Annotated in this window: 19 protein-coding genes and 1 tRNA gene; 11 read left to right on the forward strand and 9 right to left on the reverse strand. The window is 37.0% G+C overall.

Features of this window, described 5'->3' with window-relative positions; all coding sequences use genetic code 11:
* From C0430_RS02470 to C0430_RS02495, 6 genes are all read left to right on the forward strand, one after another.
* Positions 1 to 351 (forward strand): group III truncated hemoglobin (locus tag C0430_RS02470; protein ID WP_290865131.1); only part of this gene is annotated, 351 nt, incomplete at its 5' end.
* A gap of 63 nt (positions 352 to 414) precedes the next feature.
* A complete protein-coding gene (locus C0430_RS02475) occupies positions 415 to 1,476 on the forward strand; it encodes a 3-oxoacyl-ACP synthase III family protein (protein ID WP_290865133.1) in 1,062 nt (353 codons plus the stop codon).
* Positions 1,477 to 1,600: 124 nt separating this feature from the next.
* The gene (locus C0430_RS02480; protein WP_290865135.1) at positions 1,601 to 2,125 is read left to right on the forward strand and encodes a methyltransferase; all 525 of its coding nucleotides are present in this window, start codon (positions 1,601 to 1,603) and stop codon (positions 2,123 to 2,125) included.
* Between the two features lie 48 nt (positions 2,126 to 2,173).
* Positions 2,174 to 3,022 carry a glycosyltransferase family A protein gene (locus C0430_RS02485; protein WP_290865137.1) on the forward strand — a complete coding sequence of 283 codons (849 nt, stop codon included), beginning with the start codon at positions 2,174 to 2,176 and terminating at the stop codon, positions 3,020 to 3,022.
* 67 nt (positions 3,023 to 3,089) lie between these two features.
* A complete protein-coding gene (locus C0430_RS02490; RefSeq protein WP_290865138.1) occupies positions 3,090 to 3,836 on the forward strand; it encodes an ABC transporter permease in 747 nt (248 codons plus the stop codon).
* Entirely contained in the window at positions 3,836 to 4,597 is a 762-nt protein-coding gene (locus C0430_RS02495; protein WP_290865140.1) for an ATP-binding cassette domain-containing protein, read from the forward strand. The genes C0430_RS02490 and C0430_RS02495 overlap by 1 nt, the downstream gene beginning before the upstream one ends.
* 12 nt (positions 4,598 to 4,609) lie before the next feature.
* Here the strand turns inward: C0430_RS02495 and C0430_RS02500 are convergent, their stop codons facing one another.
* Genes C0430_RS02500 through C0430_RS02510 form a run of 3 tightly spaced genes read right to left on the reverse strand, consistent with a single transcriptional unit; the run spans position 4,610 to position 7,050 of the window.
* Complete coding sequence (locus C0430_RS02500; protein ID WP_290865142.1) at positions 4,610 to 5,677, reverse strand: mannose-1-phosphate guanylyltransferase; 1,068 nt, start codon at positions 5,675 to 5,677, stop codon at positions 4,610 to 4,612.
* A gap of 46 nt (positions 5,678 to 5,723) precedes the next feature.
* Complete coding sequence (locus C0430_RS02505; RefSeq protein WP_290865144.1) at positions 5,724 to 6,323, reverse strand: SprT-like domain-containing protein; 600 nt, start codon at positions 6,321 to 6,323, stop codon at positions 5,724 to 5,726.
* A 49-nt stretch (positions 6,324 to 6,372) separates the two neighbouring features.
* Positions 6,373 to 7,050, reverse strand: coding sequence for an SDR family oxidoreductase (locus tag C0430_RS02510; protein WP_290865147.1), 678 nt, complete (start codon positions 7,048 to 7,050; stop codon positions 6,373 to 6,375).
* A 130-nt stretch (positions 7,051 to 7,180) separates the two neighbouring features.
* Between C0430_RS02510 and C0430_RS02515 the strand changes: the two genes are divergently transcribed.
* On the forward strand, positions 7,181 to 7,759 hold the full coding sequence (locus C0430_RS02515; RefSeq protein WP_290865149.1) for a GNAT family acetyltransferase: 579 nt from the start codon (positions 7,181 to 7,183) through the stop codon (positions 7,757 to 7,759).
* A gap of 88 nt (positions 7,760 to 7,847) precedes the next feature.
* On the opposite strand, the gene C0430_RS02520 is transcribed toward C0430_RS02515, so the two are convergent.
* A complete protein-coding gene (locus C0430_RS02520; RefSeq protein ID WP_290865151.1) occupies positions 7,848 to 8,990 on the reverse strand; it encodes an acyl-CoA dehydrogenase in 1,143 nt (380 codons plus the stop codon).
* A 440-nt stretch (positions 8,991 to 9,430) separates the two neighbouring features.
* On the opposite strand from C0430_RS02520, the gene nhaA reads away from it, so the two are divergent.
* Both nhaA and C0430_RS02530 read left to right on the forward strand, forming a co-directional pair.
* Entirely contained in the window at positions 9,431 to 10,570 is a 1,140-nt protein-coding gene (gene nhaA / locus C0430_RS02525) for a Na+/H+ antiporter NhaA (RefSeq protein ID WP_290865166.1), read from the forward strand.
* A 77-nt stretch (positions 10,571 to 10,647) separates the two neighbouring features.
* Positions 10,648 to 11,538 (forward strand): energy transducer TonB, encoded by an 891-nt coding sequence (locus C0430_RS02530; RefSeq protein ID WP_290865153.1) that lies wholly within the window; start codon positions 10,648 to 10,650, stop codon positions 11,536 to 11,538.
* Positions 11,539 to 11,643: 105 nt separating this feature from the next.
* On the opposite strand, the gene C0430_RS02535 is transcribed toward C0430_RS02530, so the two are convergent.
* Positions 11,644 to 12,039, reverse strand: a complete 396-nt coding sequence (locus tag C0430_RS02535; protein WP_290865154.1) for a biopolymer transporter ExbD — start codon at positions 12,037 to 12,039, stop codon at positions 11,644 to 11,646.
* 2 nt (positions 12,040 to 12,041) lie between these two features.
* Complete coding sequence (locus C0430_RS02540) at positions 12,042 to 12,737, reverse strand: MotA/TolQ/ExbB proton channel family protein (RefSeq protein WP_290865156.1); 696 nt, start codon at positions 12,735 to 12,737, stop codon at positions 12,042 to 12,044.
* A gap of 124 nt (positions 12,738 to 12,861) precedes the next feature.
* Here C0430_RS02540 and C0430_RS02545 point away from each other — a divergent pair, with 124 nt between their 5' ends.
* Positions 12,862 to 14,082: a folylpolyglutamate synthase/dihydrofolate synthase family protein gene (locus C0430_RS02545; RefSeq protein ID WP_290865158.1), complete on the forward strand. Its 1,221-nt coding sequence runs from the start codon at positions 12,862 to 12,864 to the stop codon at positions 14,080 to 14,082.
* Positions 14,083 to 14,163: 81 nt separating this feature from the next.
* Positions 14,164 to 14,238 (forward strand) — tRNA-Val (locus tag C0430_RS02550).
* 81 nt (positions 14,239 to 14,319) lie between these two features.
* On the opposite strand, the gene C0430_RS02555 is transcribed toward C0430_RS02550, so the two are convergent.
* The 3 genes from C0430_RS02555 to alaS all read right to left on the reverse strand — a co-directional run bounded on the left by C0430_RS02555 (position 14,320) and on the right by alaS (position 21,525).
* On the reverse strand, positions 14,320 to 15,321 hold the full coding sequence (locus C0430_RS02555) for an alpha/beta fold hydrolase (protein ID WP_290865160.1): 1,002 nt from the start codon (positions 15,319 to 15,321) through the stop codon (positions 14,320 to 14,322).
* Between the two features lie 102 nt (positions 15,322 to 15,423).
* The gene (locus tag C0430_RS02560; RefSeq protein WP_290865162.1) at positions 15,424 to 18,279 is read right to left on the reverse strand and encodes a TonB-dependent receptor; all 2,856 of its coding nucleotides are present in this window, start codon (positions 18,277 to 18,279) and stop codon (positions 15,424 to 15,426) included.
* A gap of 615 nt (positions 18,280 to 18,894) precedes the next feature.
* Complete coding sequence (alaS, locus tag C0430_RS02565; RefSeq protein ID WP_290865164.1) at positions 18,895 to 21,525, reverse strand: alanine--tRNA ligase; 2,631 nt, start codon at positions 21,523 to 21,525, stop codon at positions 18,895 to 18,897.
* Positions 21,526 to 21,921: the final 396 nt, after the last annotated feature.

The raw sequence follows: 21,921 nt of genomic DNA on the forward strand, positions 1-21,921 counted from the left end.
CAAACACGCGAAGATTTGCATTTATTGATGAGTGAATTCTATTTGAAATTACTTGCCGACAGCAAAATCAGTTTCATTTTTAACGAGGTGGCAAAAATAGATTTAGCTCCCCATTTATTGGATCTTGTTGATTTCTGGGAACAAATTCTTTTTGATACCGGCAACTACGGAAAAAATGTGTTGCAAATTCATTTGGATTTGAATCAAAAAATAAAACTCTCGGAAGAACATTTTGCCATTTGGCTTCACTATTTCAATACTACAATTGAAGAAAATTTTGAAGGGCAAATTGCCGAAAACATGAAAACAAGAGCCTTGTCTATTGCTACAGTAATGAAAATAAAATTGTAGATTTTTAAAAAACCTACAATTTTTATCTTTAAATTAGCGTACATTTTTTATAAAAAATTTCTAATGAAAATAAAAATAAGCGGAATAGGAAGTTATATTCCAGAAATGAAAGTTGCCAATGCTGATTTTAATAAACACGTTTTTTTGAATGAAGACGGCAGTCCATTTGGGTATCCAAATGAAGTTGTAATCCAAAAATTTAAAAGCATTACAGGAATCGAAAAAAGACGATACGCAGCAAAGGATCAATGTGCTTCTGATTTGGCTTTTTTGGCTTCGATAAAAGCAATTGAAAATGCCAGAATAGATCCCGAAACCATTGATTACATCATTTTTGCACACAATTTTGGAGATGTAAAATACGGTTCAAAACAATCCGACATTATCCCCAGTTTAGCCACTCGCGTCAAACATAAATTGCAAATAAAAAACCCAAAATGCGTGGCCTATGACATTCTTTTTGGTTGTCCAGGATGGATAGAAGGCGTGCTTCAGGCCAATGCTTTCATTCAATCCGGCATGGCAAAACGCTGTTTGGTAATTGGAGGCGAAACCCTTTCGAGAGTTGTCGATCCACACGACAGGGATTCCATGATTTATTCCGACGGTTCTGGAGCAGCAATAATCGAAGCTTCGAATGACGAAACTGGAATGTTGTCTTATGAGAGTGCCACTTATGCCTACGATGAATCCGGTTATTTATTCTTTGGAAAATCATACAATCCCGATTTAGAAAAAGAAGACACAAAATACATCAAAATGTATGGTCGAAAAATCTACGAATTTGCATTAAGCAATGTTCCTGCAGCAATGAAAAATTGTCTAGACCAAAGCGGATTAGGAATTGACGACGTAAAAAAAATCCTGATTCACCAAGCCAACGAAAAAATGGATGAAGCCATCATTCACCGTTTTTACAAATTATACGGCAAATCTGTTCCCAAAGACATTATGCCGATGAGTATTCACGAATTAGGCAACAGTAGCGTGGCGACAGTTCCAACTCTTTTGGATTTGTTGATTCGAGGAAAAATCGAAAATCAAGAACTACACAAAGGAGACATTCTTATCTTCGCCTCCGTTGGGGCAGGAATGAACATCAACGCTTTTGTGTATCGATATTAAAATAAGCAAAAAAGTCTAGAGTTTAAGGTTTAAAGTTTTTTTGAAACTTTAAACCTTAAACTTTGTAAATTTGCAGCCTAATTAAACTTATGAACGAAAGATTATTTCGTTTCTCACAAAGACCATGTACGAAAAAACATTTCCCAATAAAAGATTCAAGCATACTTTAGAATTTTTACAAAAACACGTAGCCACTTCCGAAACCATATTCGATTTGGGCGTTCCCAATCCTTTTTCCAAAATAATGGTTGAAAATGGATACACCGTAAAAAACACTACAGGCGAAGACATCGACAACAATCAAGCGGCATTGCAAAACGAAAATTACTCTGTTTTTACCGCTTTTGAAATCTTCGAACATTTATTGAATCCGTACACCGTTTTAGAAAACGTGAAATGCGATAAATTACTGATTTCAATTCCGTTGCGCTTGTGGTTTTCCCCGGCATATCGCAGCAAGACCGATATGTGGGATAGACATTACCACGAATTTGAAGATTGGCAATTGGACTGGTTATTAGAAAAAACAGGCTGGAAAATCATCGACAGGGAAAAATTTACGCATCCAGTAAAGAAAATTGGTTTTCGTCCACTTTTGCGTTTTTTCACTCCAAGATATTATATTGTTTACGCTGAAAAGGTAAAATAAATATCATTGTCAAAGTTAAAAATTTTGACAATGCTTTGAACAAAGCTAATGAAATATTACATCGTCATTCCGTCCTACAACGAAGAAGCTCTAATCCCTTTGACCTTGCAATCCTTGATTTCGCAAACTGTTTTGCCTTCAAAAATTGTGGTGGTCAACGACAATTCCACGGACAAAACTGCCGAAATTGTTTTGGAATTCGCCAAAGAAAATCCGTTTATCACTTTGGTAAACAAAACTTCCGAAACGATACATTTGCCGGGAAGCAAGGTGATTCAAGCTTTTCAAAAAGGCTTCGAAACATTGGACGAAGACTATGACTTCATTGTAAAACTGGATGCCGATTTAATTTTTCCCCCGAATTATTTCGAAACCGTCATCAAACATTTTGAATCTGATTCAACCATTGGAATGGCGGGCGGATTCTGTTACATAGAGAAAAATGGCGATTGGATTCTGGAAAACCTGACCGACAAAGACCATATTCGAGGGGCACTCAAAGCCTATAGAAAAGCAACTTTCCAGCAAATTGGAGGTTTGAAACCCGCCATGGGTTGGGACACTGTGGACGAATTGCTTTGCAAATTCTACAATTGGAAAGTCGTTACCGATGAAAGCTTGCACGTAAAACACCTCAAACCAACCGGTGCCAACTACAATAAAACGGCTCGTTACAAACAAGGAGAAGCTTTTTACAGCTTGGGTTACGGATTTTTTATAACCGCAATTGCTTCGGCAAAACTGGCAATGATGAAGAAAAAACCACTTCTTTTTCTAGATTACATTCAAGGTTTTTGGAAAGCTAAATCAGCCAAAAAAACCATTTTGGTCAATCCAGAACAAGCTAAATTCATTCGAAAATACCGTTTGCAGAAAATGAAGGAGAAATTGTTTTAAGTTAAAACTCATAACTCATAACTTATAACTCGCAACTTCTTAGTATTTTTGACAATATTTAAAAACTATGATGCTCCTTCGCTATTTATCCCAAATCGGGAAATATTTTTTAATGTGGAAAGAAATCTTCAGTAAGCAGACCAAATGGTCCGTGATGAGAGTGCTTATCTTCAAAGAAATTGATGATTTAATTATTGGATCACTCGGAATTGTGGCTTTCATTTCCTTTTTTGTGGGTGGAGTTGTTTCTATTCAAACTGCATTGAACTTGGACAATCCGTTAATTCCAAAAACCATCATTGGTTATGCCACGCGAGAATCCGTAATATTGGAGTTTGCCCCAACATTTATTTCCATAATCATGGCCGGAAAAATGGGTTCTTTCATAACGTCAAGCATTGGATCGATGCGGGTTACTGAGCAAATTGACGCGCTGGAAGTCATGGGCGTGAATTCGTTGAATTATCTTGTGTTTCCAAAACTTGTTGCCATTCTGCTCTATCCATTCGTGATTGGAATAAGCATGTTTTTGGGCGTTTTTGGCGGATATATTGCGGCAGTTTATGGTGGTTTTGCCACAAGCAATGATTTTATTAATGGTATTCAAATTAATTTTGTTCCATTTCACGTTTCCTATGCTTTCATCAAAGCTTTTGTTTTTGCCATATTACTGGCTACCATTCCATCATTTCACGGTTATTACATGAAAGGCGGCGCACTTGAAGTGGGTAAAGCCAGCACCGTGGCATTTGTTTGGACATCGGTTACGATTATTTTGATGAATTATATCTTAACTCAATTAATGTTGACCTAATGATAGAAATAAAAAATATAGAGAAATCATTTGGTGACACCAAAATTCTTAAAGGCGTTTCCGCTGTTTTCGAAACAGGAAAAACCAATCTAATCATTGGTCAAAGTGGCTCGGGAAAAACAGTTTTATTGAAATCATTATTGGGGATTTTTACGCCAGAAGTGGGAACCATTTCTTTTGACGGCAGAATTTATTCCGACCTCAGCAACGAAGAAAAAAGAGAATTACGAACAGAAATTGGAATGCTTTTTCAAGGAAGTGCTTTGTTTGATTCAATGACCGTATCTGAAAATGTGGGTTTCCCGCTCAAAATGTTTACCAATGATGACAAACATAAAATTCAAGATCGCGTTGATTTTGTTTTAAAAAGAGTAAATCTTGTCAATGCGCACCATAAATTACCTTCGGAAATTTCAGGAGGAATGCAAAAACGTGTCGCCATTGCCCGTGCTATTGTAAACAATCCCAAATACTTGTTTTGTGACGAACCCAATTCAGGATTAGACCCCAACACGGCTACGTTGATTGACAATCTTATCAAGGAAATTACCGAAGAATATAACATTACCACCGTAGTTAATACGCACGACATGAACTCTGTGATGGAAATTGGAGAAAAAATTATTTTTCTAAAAAATGGTTTTAAAGAATGGGAAGGAACTAAAGAAGAAATCTTCAGAACCGACAACGAAGCCATCGTCGACTTTGTTTACTCCTCAAACTTGTTTAAAAAAGTGAGAGAAGCTTATTTAAAAGGATAAAAAAAAGCGGAATTAAGATTCCGCTTTTTTTAGTTGACTGACAACCGCTTTTATTTCCTGTTCCTTGCTTTTGGGATAAATCAACAAAACATTGTCTTTATCCACAATGATAAAATCCTCCAAACCATCAATAATTACTAACTTATCTTTGGCAGTGCTGATGATATTGCTTGAAGAATTTTTCAGCAAAACCTTAGCATTTACGACTGCATTGTTATTTTCGTCCTTATCTAATTTTTCATGTAACGATCCCCAAGTTCCAAGGTCATTCCAATCGAAAGTGGCTGGAAGAACATAAACATTTTGGGCACTTTCCATCACGGCATAATCAATCGAAACATTTTCGGCCAAGGCGTAATTTTCTTCTATAAAAGATTTTTCGGAAGCTGTATTATAACTTTCAAAGCCTTTAAGAAACAAGGAATTCATTTGTGGTTGAAATTTCTCGAAAGCTTCGGTTATGGTTTTGACGCTCCAAATAAAAATACCACCGTTCCACAAGAAATTACCGCTTTTCAAGAACGATTTGGCCGTTTCATAATCCGGTTTTTCTCGAAATTGTGATACTTTTTTTATTGGACTGGAATCCGTTTTATCATATTCGATGTAACCAAAACCAGTATTGGGAAAAGTTGGTTGGATTCCAAGCGTCATCAATGCATTTTCGTTGGCACAAAAATCAAAACATTGCTGCAAGTTGGCTGCAAACGCATTTTCGTCTTCAATCCAGTGATCGCTGGGCGCCACGACCATAACGGCGTCCGGATTTTGTTTCTGAATTTTAAGGGAAGCATATAAAATGCACGGAGCCGTGTTTCTCATTGCCGGTTCTAGCAATACTTGTTCTTGCTTCATCATTGGCAATTGTTCCAATACAATGGAATTATAATTTTCGTTGGTCAAAACTAAAATGTTCTCCACCGGAATCAATTTCGACAATCGGCTGAAGGTCTTCTGAATCAGGGTTTCACCCGCACCAAGCATATCGTGAAACTGCTTTGGAAATTCTGTTGTGCTTACAGGCCAAAATCGGGAACCGACTCCACCGGCCATAATAATGGCGTAATAATTTTTATTCATAATCTTTAGAGTGCTGGCTCTTTTGTTTTTAGCGTGGCAAAGATAATCAACTTGGCAATAATTCTACTTCGGCATTTGGATTAAAAAGATAGGTTCTTCCTGAACTCACTTCCACACATTCGAAACGTTTGGTTCTTATGGCTCCTTTCTTGAAAATTTTGCCATTGTGAATCCTGAAAATACCGCCATAAGGAATTTCAAAGATATAATTTTTATCGTTTCGAATGTCAAACTGCTTGAGCGCCAATGACAAAGTGGCGTCAGTATCACTGCTTGCAGATGGATTTTTGAAGTGTCTAGCCAACAAAGGCAACAAATGACCGGGAAAAATCTCTGGACGAATAAACGGAATCATCAATCGCTGAAAAGAATATTTCCACTCGTTTCCGTGGGGTTTGATGTTGCGTCCAAATTTTTCGAAAGCCACCAAATGCGATATTTCGTGAATCAGCGTAATCAAAAATTTGTATTTATTCAAGCTGGCGTTAACCGTTATTTCGTGTTTTCCGCTGGGTCCTTTTCGATAATCACCGTGACGGGTCACGCGTTCGTTCACAATTTTCAAATGAACTTGATTGACTACAATCAGTTCAAAAACTGGTTTTACTGCGTGTTCCGGAAGATATTTTGAAAGGGTTTCGCTCATTTATAAAAAATCCCTCGACTGCGCTCGGGAAGACAAAATATTAGTTTAATTAAGGGTTTGTTGATGAAACTTGCAACACTTTTCCGTTGTAGTATTTATTTCCGGTTAGGGCAAAATCGAAAATATAATGGGCCATTTCTTTTGCCGAAATCGGTGCTTCATAACCCGGAAATGCTTCTTGCAACATCTCGGTTTGGACTGCTCCAAGTGCTAAAACATTGAACGAAATTCCTCTTTCCATGTATTCTTCCGCCAATAATTCCGATAGGGTAATTACCGCTCCTTTACTGGAACTGTAGGCCGCCAATCCAGCAAACTTGAGGCTTCCTTGTATTCCTCCCATCGAACTGATGGTCACCACGTGACTTCCTTTTTGCAAATACGGCACACAAACACGAGTCAAATTGGCCACGCCAAAAACATTGACTTTATAAATGTTTTCGAAATCTTCTTGGGAAGTTTCCATAAAAGGTTTCAGCAACAAACTGCCTGCGTTGTGAATGATGATGTCTACTTTTTTCCAAGAATCGGAAAGAAAACTTTCCACTTTTTGCATTTCATTTTCATTGGATAAATCGATGGAAAGGCAAGTGATGTTTTCGTTTTCAATAAGGTCTTGGGGCGTTTTTCTGGAAATGGCCAACACATTGTGTCCGGCATTGGCAAACTGCAAAGCCAATTCGTGACCTATTCCCCTGGAAGTTCCGGTAATAATGATATTTTTCATAAAGCGAAAATAAGCAAAATCTTTAAAAAAAGGGTTTTAATGCCAGCGATTCTTCAAATATAAAAATTTAGGATTGCTATAATTTTCCTTAATTTTGAACAAGAATTCACCCACTTTTGAACGCAATGAAATGACTAAAAATTTAGAATTACAACTAGCAAAATTAGAGGATATAAAAGGGGTTTTGGCTTTACAGGAATCCTATTTGGTTTCAAATTTATCCGAAGAAGAAAAGAAATCTGGATTCGTCACCACACCTTTTTCTGTAGAACAACTTACTCACGTTATCCGCAACCAAGGTTTGTTTATAGCCAAGGACAACAACAAAATAATCGCTTATATTTTTGCCGAAAGTTGGCAATTTTTCAGCCAATGGCCAATTTTCGGACACATGATCAGCTTATTTCCTGAACTTAAATTCTTGGATTTTGAAATAAATTCAACGACCAGTTTTCAATACGGGCCAATTTGCATCGAAAAAAAATACAGGGGAAAAGGATTGATTAACTCATTGTTTGAATTGATGAGAACCCAAATGGTGAAAAAATATCCATTGAGTTTGACTTTCATCAACAAAACCAACGCTCCTTCATTAAAAGCACACACCGAAAAACTAAAATGGACCATCATTGCCGACTTCACGTTCAACAATAACTACTATTATATTTTGGCTTACGACATGAACAAACCTGCTCTAACGACAAACTAATTTTTTTAAGCTAAAATCACTTTTATAAAACAAAAAACCTTTCAGGATTTTATAATTCTGAAAGGTTTTTACATAAAACAAAGTTTCTTTATCCAGCGATAATACTTCGGGAAATAACGATTTTCTGAATTTCGGAAGTGCCTTCATAGATTTGGGTAATCTTGGCATCGCGCATCATTCGTTCTACATGATATTCGCGAACATAACCGTTTCCACCGTGAATTTGGACTGCTTCGACAGCCGTATCCATAGCCGTTTGCGAGGCAAAAAGTTTGGCCATTGCTCCGCTTATATCGTAATTATGGTGATTGTCTTTGTCCCAAGCCGCTTTTAAACAAAGATGACGAGCCGCTTCAATATTAACCGCCATATCAGCCAATTTAAAAGCAATAGCTTGATGATTGCAAATTTCCGTGCCAAAAGCCTTGCGTTCTTTCGAATATTTAAGCGCTAATTCATAAGCACCTGAAGCTATTCCCAAAGCTTGCGCGGCAATTCCGATTCTTCCTCCAGCCAAGGTTTTCATCGCAAATTTGAAACCAAATCCATCCTCGCCAATTCTGTTTTCTTTTGGCACTTTTACATCGTTAAACATCAAAGAATGCGTGTCTGAACCACGAATTCCCATTTTGTGTTCTTTGGGACCAATAGAAAAACCGGGCATATCCTTGGTCATAATCAAAGCATTAATTCCTTTGTGTTTTTTATCGGTATCCGTTTGGGCAATGACGATATAAAACGAAGCTGTATTTCCGTTGGTAATCCAGTTTTTGGTTCCATTTACTAGATAATGGTCGCCTTTATCGATGGCAGTTGTTTTTTGTGAAGTCGCATCACTTCCCGCTTCAGGCTCACTCAAACAAAAAGCACCGTGAATTTGGCCAGAAGCCAAAAGCGGCAACCATTGTTGTTTTTGTTCTTCGGTTCCAAAAGCCTGCAAACCCCAGCAAACAAGCGAATTATTTACGGACATCACCACCGAAGCCGAAGCATCTACTTTAGAAATTTCCTCCATCGCCAGTACATACGAAATTGTATCGAGTCCGCTTCCTCCGTATTTTGGATCGACCATCATTCCCATAAATCCAAGTTCTCCCATTTTTTTTATTTGTTCGGCGGGAAAAATCTGCTTTTCATCTCTTTCAATTACACCTGGCAAAAGGTCATTTTGGGCAAAATCTCTGGCGGCTTGTTGCACCATTAATTGTTCTTCGGTTAGATTAAAATCCATAATAATATAAAATAAATGTTGGTTTTTGTTATAAAAATATGCTCAAAGGTACTTTTTTATTATGAAATTTTCAATTTAGATTGATAAATTTGACCACTGAAAAAAAATAACTACAACGTTATCGTAATAATACCAGAAACCTCGCTAAAAATTTCCCGAAATGAAAAAAAATCCGATTTGTTAAACGAATTAACTGCTTTAGATTTTACCAACAAAACTTTCCGAAATCATTGGGTTTTAAATTACCAAAAAGAATGATTTTAACCCCCAGTCGAAAATTCGAAATTTAACTTGAATATAAATTACGTACTTTTACCAAACTCTAGCTTTGCAAATAATCTTTGAATTTGCTTGACAAAAATGGTTGAATACTGGCAAATAGTTTGGCAATGATTCACAACTCGCAAACTGATATTAAAAGAATGAAACAACAGAAAAACATAAAATCCACAAAACTATTTAAAGATTTTTTCGAAAGTGAAAAAGCTGGCGGACTTATCCTAATAGCCTGTACTTTAATCTCATTGGTCTTGGCAAATTCTGTTTTCAGTTCTGGATATTTACATTTTTGGCACACCAACTTTGCTGGACAACCTATCGAATATTGGGTAAACGATGGACTTATGGTCATCTTTTTTTTACTGATTGGTTTAGAATTGGAAAGAGAAGTCTATCTAGGAGAATTGTCCAATATTAAAAATGCTCTTTTGCCCATTTTTGGCGCGATTGGCGGAATGCTCGTTCCGGCAGCTTTGTATTTATTTTTCAATTTTGGCACAAACACACAATCTGGAGCAGGAATTCCCATGGCGACTGATATTGCTTTTGCCTTGGGAATTTTATCATTGTTGGGCAATAGAGTTCCCACTTCATTAAAAATATTCTTGACTGCATTGGCTGTAATTGATGATTTGGGAGCAATTTTGGTCATTGCGATATTTTATACTAAAACACTTTTTTGGAACAATCTCTTGATTGCATTGGGAATTTTTGTTTTGCTATTAATCTTCAACCGGATGAAAGTTAGAAACTTGATTCCATACTTGATTGGTGGTGTTGTGATGTGGTATTTTATGCTAAATTCGGGAGTTCACGCCACTATTACTGGAGTTTTATTGGCTTTTGCAATTCCTTTTGGAAACGGAAATAAAAAATCGACTTCTTTTATTTTGCAGCATTTCCTTCATAAACCAGTTGCTTTTATCATACTTCCCATTTTTGCATTGGCCAATACGGCAATCATTTTGAGTTCGAATATGGGCGAAATTCTGACCCAACATTACAGTATTGGTATAGCATTGGGACTCATCGTTGGAAAACCTCTTGGGATTTTCGCATTGAGTTTCTTGGCGGTAAAATCAGGAATTTGCCAACTTCCGAGCGATTTGAATTGGAAATCAATAATTGGCGTGGGATTTTTGGGAGGAATAGGTTTCACGATGTCTATTTTTGTGACTTTATTGGCTTTTGACGACTCCACCATTATCAACAATGCTAAATTCATCATTCTGCTTTCTTCCTTGACAGCGGGAATAATTGGATTTTCAAGTTTGAAATTAACCTTAAAAAGCAAGCCATAAACATTTCATTAAACAACAATTTTTAGTACTTTTCAACGTTTTTAAACCCAATACGCTTTATAAATTTTAAACAACAAATGAATTCCACCCATTCTTCAGACCAAAAAAAATCTTTGTTAATGGCGACCCTATTATTTGGAATCCTATTATTGATTTTATTCTTCATCCGATTTTGGCCGCCTGCCAACTTGGAAGAATTGACTGGTGGCGGTGGCGGCGGTGGAGTTACCGTTAATTTTGGTGACAGCGATTTGGGTTCGGGTGCAAATTATAAAAGCGAGATTTTAGAAGTGAAAAATCAAGCTAAACAAACTCCAACAAAAGCAACTCCGGAAGAGTCAATCCTATCTCAAGAAAACACTACCGCAGAAAGCGTGGTGATTCCGCAGAAAGAAAAATCATTAAAACCGAAACCTGTTTTAAAAGAAGAACCCAAACCTGTCGTTGCGGCGAAACCAAAAGTTTCCAACAATACCAATGATGCTTTGTCAAGCATTATGAAAGGCTCCAATAAAGGCGGCGATGGCAATGACAAAACAGCCGGAAACAAAGGAAAAGCCAACGGAAGTTTAAGTTCCAACGATTATTACGGAACAGGAGGTTCTGGAGGCGGAACCGGTGGAGGAAATGGAACTGGCAACGGCATTGGTAACGGAAGCGGTTATGGAGCCGGAAATGGTGGAGGTTCTGGAAACGGAAGTGGTTATTCGTTAGGAAACCGAAAAGCAATTTCTAAACCTGCTCCAAAATACACTTGTAACGAGGAAGGGAAAGTTGTTGTGGAAGTGTCCGTGGATAGAAATGGCAAAACAACAAATGCCATTGCCGGAATAAAAGGAACTACCAATACGGCAAAATGCTTGCTAGACCAAGCCCGAATTGCCGCAATGAATACACGATGGGATGCCAGCAGCGATGCGCCGGAAAAACAAGTGGGCAAGATTGTTTATAATTTCAATTTGAATTAAAACGGATTTAATTTAAGCAAATTAGACGACAAAATAAATAAAAAATGCCTCGAATTAACGAGGCATTTTTTTATGAAATGGCTTTGAGTATCTCTCAAAATACTATTATTTCGGACTAGTGGCAATAACAAATTTCAGATTGTTTTTTACGCCAATTTGCAAAACGTCAACCAAATCCTGGACCTGCAAGTTGAATGGGATTCTTACGATAACGGTTTGGTCTTTTTCGGTATTCATTTTTGACATCAAAGTAGTTTCAAGCTCTTCGAAAGGAACGGGCTGTTTGTCAATGTAAAATTTCTTGTCCTCGGTAACGGACAAACTAATATATTGTTTGTTTGTTTTCTCGTTGGATTTGGCTTTGGGCAATGTCATTTTAATCACGTTTGGATTCGCCAAAGTGGATATAATCAAGAAAAACAACAACAAAAAAAACATAATGTCACTCAACGAAGACGTGGCGACTTCGGCGTGGAATCTTCTTTTTCGTTTTATGGACATCGCTATGCTTTTTGAATAATATTTACAAATTCCAATATTTGCTTTTGGATTTTCAAAGCAAAATTATCAATCTTTCCGTTCAATAAGTGGTAAGCACTGTAAGCAATAATACCAACCAACAATCCGGCACCACTACTAATCATTTTTTCGTACAAACCTCCAGAAATATTACCAATACTGATGTTCTCCGTAACCGAAATACTGTAAAATATTTTGATAACTCCGGAAATTGTTCCAATAAATCCTAGTGTTGGCGCGATTCCGGCTATCAATCCGAGTTGTCCCAAATGCTTTTCCATTTCGCCAATTTCGATATCGGCAGCGCGGTCCATATTCGATTCAATCTCTACAATTGGTCTTCCAATGACAAGAATTCCCTCTTTTATAACATTTCCCGAGGAGGTATTGCTTCTTTCCGCAATGGAGCGTGCCATATCGAGTTTTCCAGAATGAAGATTGTCTCTCACGTCACGCATCAAAAGCACATCAATTTTAGAAGCTTTATGAATGTACAAATAGCGTTCAATAATCAAATAAAAAGTATAAAACAACAATATTGAAATTGGAATCAAGAAGAAACCTCCTTTTAAAATAAATTCTAAAACCGAGATTTCGGCATTTGGAGCAATTTTTTCAATGACTACGTTTGATGCGGCATTTGCTATGGTGTCGGCTTGTAATTGTATTAAACTAAACATATATTATTATTTTACACATTAATTCTAAAAATTATTTCAATTTTGCAATCAAAGATACTTTTCGATCCACTATTAAACTAAAAAAATCGGAAAATATTTTAACCAACAACTATTTATTAGAAAAATGAACTATCAAGAAACCATAAATTGGATGTTTAATCAATTGCCGATGTACCAACTTCAGGGCGCTTCGGCTTATAAAAAAGATTTGACCAACGCCTATTTGCTGGCCAATCATCTTGACAATCCACAACAAAAACTGAAATGCATCCACGTTGCGGGAACCAACGGTAAAGGTTCCACTTCGCACATGTTGGCATCAATACTTCAAGAAGCCGGTTACAAAGTGGGGCTTTACACGTCTCCACATTTAAAAGATTACAGGGAACGTATCAAAATCAACGGAATCAAAATTTCTGAAGATTTTGTTTGTGATTTCATTAATAAAAACAAAGCTTTTTTTGAAACCAATGACATGAGTTTTTTCGAAATGACCGTAGGCTTGGCTTTCGATTATTTTGCCAAAGAAAAAGTAGACATTGCCATCATTGAAGTGGGAATGGGCGGAAGATTGGACGCCACCAATATTATAACGCCATTGATTTCCGTAATTACCAATATCGCATTAGACCACACCCAATTTCTGGGAAACACTCCAGAAGCTATCGCTTATGAAAAAGCAGGAATCATCAAACCGGGAATTCCTGTAGTCATAGGAGAATATACCAATGAAACAAAACCGGTTTTCTTGGCGAAAGCCGCTGCAACTAATTCTGAAATATTTTTTGCTTCCGATTTGATTTCGCAAAACTATCCATCTGTTTTACTGGGCGATTACCAAGTCCACAACAAAAAAACCGTCTTGCAAACCATTGCCGTTGTAAATTCCCAAAAGGAATTCAAAATTTATGAAACAGATATCAAATCGGGTTTATTGAATGTAGTAAAAAACACGGGACTTGAGGGAAGATGGCAACAACTCGGCGAGTCCCCAAAAATAATTTGCGATACGGCACACAACAAAAATGGATTGGAAATAGTGATGAAACAAATCCAAAAAGAGAAATACGATACTTTGCACATTGTTTTAGGCGTTGTAAACGACAAAGACTTGGATGAAGTCTTGCCATTATTCCCTACTGATGCGATTTATTATTTCTGCAAATCCAATATTCCTCGCGGACTGGATGCACAAATTCTAAAAGAAAAAGCAGCCCATTTTAATTTAAAAGGAGAAGTATATAATTCTGTTTCAGAATCTTACCATCAAGCATTGCAAAACGCTTCAAAAACAGACTTCATCTATCTTGGCGGAAGCACCTTTGTAGTTGCAGAAATTTTATAATTTTTTCGTTTTTTTGCTTGCAAATGTAAAAAAGTGATGTATATTTGCACTCGCAATAACGCAAGACATTGCAACCCGAAAGGGCGATTAGCTCAGCTGGTTCAGAGCACCTCGTTTACACCGAGGGGGTCGGGGGTTCGAACCCCTCATCGCCCACAAAACTTCTCAAGAAATTGAGAAGTTTTTTTTTGCTTATAATTACTCGATTCAACAAGCAATTTTCCAGTTCAAAAAAATCTAGGCGCTGGCAAAATCTATCAATTTTTGGTTGTACAAAATGGGATTCAAAATGTTTGATAATTGATTGAATTCAACCAAAAAAGCATCATGGCCGTGAATAGATTGAATTTGATGATAAAAAACATTTTGTTTTATGTTAATCAAACCACGATACGTTTTGCGGCTTTCGTCAGCAATAAACAAACAATCTGTGTCAACCGTAACAATATGTATGTTTGATTGAATTGCATTGGCAACAGTTAAAAAATCTTTTCTGTTGCGCGTAATATCAATGGTTTTAAGCAAATGATTCATCAGTTTGTAAGCGGCCAATCGATACCTGCTTTTTAATTTGAACCCGTGGTCAAACAACCAGTATTCGATTTGTGATTTAGACAAATCGTCTAGTTTATTTCTTTGAAATCTTTGATTGACATATTCTGGCGTTCGATACAACAATGTTGCATGCAATCGAGCATCCACAATTGGATCGTCTGAATTGTTTAGAATTTGGTCTTGAATTAAAACATTGGCAATAACCCAATCCGTAGCTTTCCAATCCGTGGCAATAGGAATAAGATTTTCGATTTTATCGGGCTGCAATACGGCCATTTCCCATGCAATTGCTCCGCCTAAACTCCCGCCAATGACAGCAAAAACATTTTTGATTTTCAAGAAAAATAATCCTTCCCAAAATATTCTGGCAATGTCTCGAACAGTATAATCTCTATAATTTTCAATTAGATTTGCCAAAATATTGTCGTAACCATTTCCAGGAATATTAAAAACAATTACGGTAAAATAATTGGTGTCTATGGTTTTTCCTTGACCTACCATTCCGTTCCACCATCCATTTTCACCGCAAACATTAGAGTTTCCCGTTAAAGAATGATTCACGACAATTACTGGCGCCTGGCCAATAGGCTGGCCAAAAACTTGATATAACAAAGAAAGATAGGGATTACGTTTTCCCAATTCCAAATCAAAGTTAAAAAGATCTATTTTTTCTATATTATTCATAAGTATTTCTTTAAAAAACTGCCTCCAATCTTATCAAATTGGAGACAGCAAAAAACAACCAAAACTAACCAAAAGTCTTTTTTTGAATATTTTTACATTTGTTTAAAACTTAAAACTCAAACGTGCAAAAGCGAACCTACCATTCAAACCATATTGTGAAACTGCCCTAGAATAAGCAAACTGATTTGCATTGCTTAAATCAGTACTTGGCGAAGGCGAAAGTGTTGGAGTTGTATTGGCAAATGCTGGAGTCGCGGGATTGTTTCGGTCTGGATACACATCTCCAATATTATTGGCTCCAATGGTTGCTCTAAAATTTTTCGAAATTTGATACCCCACAGACAAATCGGTAACTAATTTGCTGCTGTATTCAGGATGCTCATAAACTGAAGAATATCCATCTAAATTCACATCTGTTGCACCAGGATCGGTTACGGCTCCAAAATAACTGTTTCTCAAGTAAATATCTATTTTTTTAACACTAAAAGTAGTCATCAAGTTGGCTTTCAATTTTGGAATTGCTTCCTCTAAATAAACCCTGCTTGATTCTGGAAAAAAGGAATATTTATAAGGTTCACCACCAGCGTCTACAATAGATTGAGGGACATTTACAGCGCCAACTCTTTGTGTCACATTATAGCTTAAAGCAAAATCATTTCTGATGACAAAATCAGGAATAACATCGTATTTATGGGAAATAACCAAATCAATTCCTTTGGATTCCGAATTAATTCCGTTGGTCCAAAATGAAGCTCTTTCCACACCTTTCAAATCAAATGCTGTTTGAAATGAAGTCAATGCCGCATTTTGAGCAGGTGTTGTTGCCGCAAGTATTTGTGCATTTGTGGGTCTTGCATATTGTCCGGTTAAAACGATTCGGTCATCAATTCTTATGAAATAAGCATCTGTGGCTATCGTCAAATTGACCGATGGAATTTTAAAAGTAAATCCCGTGCTCCCACTTTTAGAGGTTTCCGCTTTCAATTCTTCTACACCAATACTCTTGGCAGCAGCAGAATCATTGGTAAAATACCCTACTTGATATGGAGAACCATTAATAAATTGGGTGGAGCTGCTTTCAAAATATTTTTGTTGCAATGATGGTGCCCTAAACCCAGTTTGCGCAGAAATTCTCCAATTGATATTGTCATTTAATTTCAAAAGAGACGCTAACTTAAAGGTAGCCGTGTTTCCAAAATCGGAATAATTTTCATAACGCAAAGCGCCATTTACCAACCATTTTTCGGTGGCATTTAATTCTAAATCTACGTAAGCAGCAACACTATTTCTGGACTTTTCTTTGGCGTCAGAAGGTTGAAATCCGGAGAATCCTTGTGCTCCAGCTCCGCGCTTATTTCCAAAAAAATCGGTTACTATTAATGGTGAATTACTTGGCAAAGTTCCAACAACTGCATTTCCATTTGTATCGTATAAGCCATAAGAAGCAACTTCTCCAGCTTTGATTTGATAATTTTCATATCTGAATTCTCCGCCAAAAGCCACATTGATTCCTTTTAGAACATCGTACTTTTTAGTCAAATCCAAATTGGTTGTACTTTGCAAAAAAGATACCTTTCCTGCATCAAAACTGGTTGGCGAATTTGTTCCCAAAGTCGCATTGATGGTATTGTTTATATCATACTGAAACGAGTTTGATCCTAAATTAGTACTGATGTCGGTGTCAAATCCAAACAATTTTGTACTGACTCCCAAAGCAGAGGAAACATCTAAAATACTAGACTCTATTTCCGGCAAAAAACCGTTGGCATACACTTGAGTAAAAGTACTTGAACCATTTGGAAGTCGGTTAAAGGCATACGATTTACCATTTCTGTAGGAAGCTCCACCGAAAGAATATAAAGTCGAAATCTCATTTATTGGATATTTCAAATTGTAATACAATTGTCCTGTAGCCAATTCAGACTGACCAACACTCATGTTATAATCACTTCTTTGTTGGTTTCTAAAACCCAATTCATTATTGGTCACGTCAAAATTTAATGCCGTTTGTATTTGACCAATTGTTGCAGCCGATGAAATGGCAGATTGTTGAGCTGTTGTAAAATAACTTACTTGTGGCGCATATTGCTTTAATGTACTAATAATTTGGGCCGAATTTGCCGTGTTGTTAATATTACTGAACAAAGAGTTGATTTGAACTCCGTCTTGTGCAGCTCGATATTCAACAGCATTGTAAGCATTCAAAATAGCATTGTTCCTGATTCCAGCCCTGCTTGTGGCACCTCTTGTAACTGCTGAACCCGTGAGGTTTAAAAAGCTTCCCGGCTTCCCTAGTGCAGTTCCATAATTTAAATCCAATTGCAAAGATTGCCCGTCAATTCCACCTTTAAAATTATTGGATCCAGAAGACAAATTACCGCCATATTGAATGTTTCCAGAAATATAATTGGCATTCTTTTTCAATACTATGTTTATCACTCCGGCAATTGCATCTGAACCGTATTGAGCCGCAGCACCATCTCTTAAAACTTCAATTCTTTCTATGGCATAAGAAGGAATGGCATTCAAGTCCGTGCCTACAGACCCTCGTCCTGGAGAACCATTGATGTTTACCAATGCGCTGGTATGTCTTCGTTTACCGTTTACAAGAATCAGGACTTGGTCAGGCCCCAAACCTCTTAATTGCGCTGGATCAACGTGATCCGTTCCATCGGCAGTTGATGTGGGATTACTGGTAAACGATGGGGCTACATAATTTAAAATTTGCGTGATACTTGTTTGAGGCGATCCTTTGGTTATCTCGGTTATGTTTAAAATATCAATGGGAACTGGAACCTCTGTACCAATCCTGTTTTTACTTCTGGTACCAATTATGGTTATTTCTGACAATTCGGTTTTCTTAATAGTGTCATTTTCTTTTTTATTTTGCTGACCGTAACTATTTGAAAAGGCTATTAAGCCCAAAGTTATTGCTAAAATTCTTTTTGATTTTTTCATTATTAATTATTGGTTTTTATTACTGATTAATTTCTAAAATGGTTTTCTGTTTTACTTGGTTTAATTCGATTTTGCCATAAAAAAACCCCTGCGGTTTGCAGAGGTACTATTCGTATATTTCAAAAAACTACAATAGCATCCCCGCGGAGGAATCCGGCATCATTTTACACATATTGTTAGGATTTAATTTCATTTGTCTTTTTATTTTGATGAGGCAAATTTGCAAACTATTTTTCATACCACCAAGGAAAAATCAATTTATTTTATAAATTCTATCGAAATAGTAGAATTAAAAAAATAACAACCAATAATTAATACAAAATATACAGACCTTAAATCCAAATCTAAAGTTTGCCTGTATTGCGATAAACCCTCATTTCCAAATGCAAAATCACTACAAATCCATTCTTTATGACTGGTTTTTCCTTACTCATTTTCTTCGGCTATAGAAATTATTGTTTGATGTTTTCTTGAAATTTCATTTACACAGCGAAATTTACATTGGTAATCGAACTTAACTTTTCTTTCCATAAAAATACCCCCAAATAGTGCCTAACTTATTGGGGGCAGTTCATTTTGTTGCGAAACAGTTTAATTTAATTCATCATCTATTGATTACTTCACAAAATCGAATGCTTTGGACAATGCTTCCTGGATTCCTGCTTCGTTTTTACCTCCAGCGGTTGCAAAAAATGGTTGACCACCTCCGCCTCCTTGAATAAATTTTCCTAATTCACGAACCACTGCTCCGGCATTCAAGTTTTTCTCGGCAACTAATTCTTTGGAAATGAAACAACTCAACATTGGTTTTCCTTCCTCGGCTGTTGCCAAAACCAGGAACATATTATTGCCAACCGTTCCCAACTCATAAGCCAAATCTTTTGCCCCTTCAGGACTCAATTCGACTTGTTTTGCCAAGAATTGAATTCCGTTTATTTCTTGCAATTCTGAAATCAGGTTTGCTTTCATGTTGTTGACTTTATCCTTCATCAAAAGTTCGATTTGCGACTTCAATTTTGCATTTTCATCGAGCAAGGAATGAACAGCTTTCATCACGTCTTGAGGATTTTTCAGTGCCGTTTTAACCTCGGTCAAGGTGTTTTCCTGCAATTCAAAATAGGCTTTTACAGCATCGCTGGTAATGGCTTCGATACGGCGAATTCCTGCCGCAACAGCTCCCTCGGAAATAATCTTGAAATGCCAAATTTCGGCAGTATTACTTACGTGGATTCCTCCACAAAGTTCCATACTTTCGCCAAATTTAATGGCACGAACGGCATCACCATATTTTTCTCCAAACAACGCCATTGCACCTTCGTCTAAAGCTTGCTGGATTGGGATGCTTCTTCTTTCGATTAAAGGCAATTGTTCTTTAATTCTGGCATTTACAAAATCTTCCACTTGGCTCAATTCGTCCTCTGTCATTTTAGAAAAATGTGAGAAGTCAAAACGCAAATAATTTGGATTCACCAACGACCCTTTTTGCTCCACGTGTGTTCCCAAAATACTTCGCAAGGCTTGGTGCATCAAGTGGGTGGCACTATGATTCGCAGCCGATTTGCGTCTAAGATCAGGACCAACGACTACTTTAAAAATTTCGGTTAAATTGGCCGGTAATTCTTTTGTAAAATGCATTACCAAGTTGTTTTCCTTTTTAGTATCAATTATATAAATGACATCTCCGTTTGCAGTTTCTAGAACACCTGCATCTCCTACTTGCCCTCCTCCTTCTGGATAAAAAGGCGTCATATTAAAAACCAATTGATAAATTTCGCCGTCTTTTACACTTTCCACTTTTCTGTAACGGGTGATTTTTACTCTTGCTTCGGTATAATCATATCCAATGAATTCCTGCTCTTCGTCATCCAACAAAATGTTCCAATCACCAGCTTTTACTTTGGATGCAGCACGAGAACGCTCTTTTTGTTTTTGCAATTCCGATTCGAAAGCGGCTTCGTCCAGACTCAATCCTTTTTCAGATAAAATCAAAGCTGTCAAGTCGATTGGAAATCCATAAGTGTCGAATAATTCGAACGCTTTTTTCCCTGAAATAACAGTGTCTTTTGAATTGGCAATGATGTTTTCCAACAAAACCAAACCTTGATCCAATGTTCTTAAAAAAGAATTTTCTTCTTCTCGAATCACGTTGGCACAAAGTGTCTTTTGTGATTTTATTTCCGGAAAAGAACCGCCCATTTGTGCGCTCAAAGTTTCGACCAATTTATATATAAAAGGTTCTTTTGTTCCCAAAAACGTAAAGCCGTATCGAATGGCACGACGTAAAATTCTACGAATTACGTATCCCGCACCCGTATTGGACGGCAATTGACCATCGGCTATAGCGAAAGCAACCGCACGAACGTGATCCGCGATGACACGGATGGCGATGTTTACCTTATCTTCTTCTTTATTTGAAGCTTTAATGGTATATTTTGCTCCAGTAATTACTTCGATTTCCTTGATGATTGGCGTAAAAACATCGGTATCGTAATTAGACTGAACGCCTTGCAAAACCATGCAAAGTCTTTCGAATCCCATTCCGGTATCTACGTGCTGTGCCGGCAATTTTTCTAACGAACCATCGGCTTTACGGTTGAATTCCATAAATACGTTGTTCCAAATCTCTACAACATGTGGGTGGTCGTTGTTTACCAATGATTTTCCTGAAACCAAGGCTTTTTCTTCAGCAGAACGAATGTCCACGTGAATTTCGGAACAAGGTCCGCAAGGTCCTTGATCACCCATTTCCCAGAAATTGTCTTTCTTGTTTCCAAGAATAATGCGGTCTTCTGAAATTAAGGTTTTCCAAATATCATAGGCTTCTTGGTCAAAAGGCACATTTTCTGCCGGGTTTCCTTCAAAAACAGAAACGTAGAGGATATCTTTTGGAATTTTATACACTTCGGTCAACAATTCCCAGGCCCAGTTGATGGCTTCTTTTTTGAAATAATCACCAAAAGACCAGTTGCCCAACATTTCGAACATCGTGTGGTGGTAAGTATCGATTCCCACTTCCTCTAAATCGTTGTGTTTTCCTGAAACTCGAAGACATTTTTGAGTATCGGCAATTCTTTTGCTTTTTGGTGTTCCGTTGCCCAAAAAATATTCCTTGAACTGTGCCATTCCCGAGTTGTTGAACATCAGGGTTGGATCGTTTTTTAGCACTATTGGCGCTGATGGAACAATTAAATGCCCTTTGCTTTCGAAAAAATCCAGAAATTGTTTGCGTACGTCTTGTGATTTCATTTTTATTGTTTATTCGGTTATTTGGTTAATTGATAATTTGGTTGTGTCGGAAAACGAATAACCATACCAACGAATCAACTTTTTCTGCCCCAGATAGTAGTGGAAAGCTTCGAAGTTTTGAAATTTATTTTTTCTTGAGGTAGCAGAGCGACTGGAAGAAGCTCCTGCTGGCTCATTAGAAAAAAGGATTTCAAGACGAGAACTTGCAACGAATAGCTGGAAAAGGCACATTAAAATATTTATTATTGAAAAAAGGGTGTGAGAAATGAAACATTTATTAAATTTGTTCGACTAACCTTTTTACGATGTGCAAAAATAGGGTATTTTAAAATATGGCGAAAGTAAAATATTATTACGATTCCGAAAATCTGGCCTATAGAAAGATAATAACAAAAA

This window comes from Flavobacterium sp. (assembly GCF_013823965.1).
Taxonomy (GTDB): domain Bacteria; phylum Bacteroidota; class Bacteroidia; order Flavobacteriales; family Flavobacteriaceae; genus Flavobacterium.

Excerpts from the sequence above, each read along its gene's own strand:
- C0430_RS02475 (WP_290865133.1), top strand. The coding sequence starts at position 415 with ATGAAAATAAAAATAAGCGGAATAGGAAGTTATATTCCAGAAATGAAA.
- C0430_RS02480 (WP_290865135.1), top strand. The coding sequence starts at position 1,601 with ATGTACGAAAAAACATTTCCCAATAAAAGATTCAAGCATACTTTAGAA.
- C0430_RS02485 (WP_290865137.1), top strand. The coding sequence starts at position 2,174 with ATGAAATATTACATCGTCATTCCGTCCTACAACGAAGAAGCTCTAATC.
- C0430_RS02490 (WP_290865138.1), top strand. The coding sequence starts at position 3,090 with ATGATGCTCCTTCGCTATTTATCCCAAATCGGGAAATATTTTTTAATG.
- C0430_RS02495 (WP_290865140.1), top strand. The coding sequence starts at position 3,836 with ATGATAGAAATAAAAAATATAGAGAAATCATTTGGTGACACCAAAATT.
- C0430_RS02500 (WP_290865142.1), bottom strand. The coding sequence starts at position 5,677 with ATGAATAAAAATTATTACGCCATTATTATGGCCGGTGGAGTCGGTTCC.
- C0430_RS02505 (WP_290865144.1), bottom strand. The coding sequence starts at position 6,323 with ATGAGCGAAACCCTTTCAAAATATCTTCCGGAACACGCAGTAAAACCA.
- C0430_RS02510 (WP_290865147.1), bottom strand. The coding sequence starts at position 7,050 with ATGAAAAATATCATTATTACCGGAACTTCCAGGGGAATAGGTCACGAA.
- C0430_RS02515 (WP_290865149.1), top strand. The coding sequence starts at position 7,181 with ATGACTAAAAATTTAGAATTACAACTAGCAAAATTAGAGGATATAAAA.
- C0430_RS02520 (WP_290865151.1), bottom strand. The coding sequence starts at position 8,990 with ATGGATTTTAATCTAACCGAAGAACAATTAATGGTGCAACAAGCCGCC.
- C0430_RS02530 (WP_290865153.1), top strand. The coding sequence starts at position 10,648 with ATGAATTCCACCCATTCTTCAGACCAAAAAAAATCTTTGTTAATGGCG.
- C0430_RS02535 (WP_290865154.1), bottom strand. The coding sequence starts at position 12,039 with ATGTCCATAAAACGAAAAAGAAGATTCCACGCCGAAGTCGCCACGTCT.
- C0430_RS02540 (WP_290865156.1), bottom strand. The coding sequence starts at position 12,737 with ATGTTTAGTTTAATACAATTACAAGCCGACACCATAGCAAATGCCGCA.
- C0430_RS02545 (WP_290865158.1), top strand. The coding sequence starts at position 12,862 with ATGAACTATCAAGAAACCATAAATTGGATGTTTAATCAATTGCCGATG.
- C0430_RS02555 (WP_290865160.1), bottom strand. The coding sequence starts at position 15,321 with ATGAATAATATAGAAAAAATAGATCTTTTTAACTTTGATTTGGAATTG.
- C0430_RS02560 (WP_290865162.1), bottom strand. The coding sequence starts at position 18,279 with ATGAAAAAATCAAAAAGAATTTTAGCAATAACTTTGGGCTTAATAGCC.
- alaS (WP_290865164.1), bottom strand. The coding sequence starts at position 21,525 with ATGAAATCACAAGACGTACGCAAACAATTTCTGGATTTTTTCGAAAGC.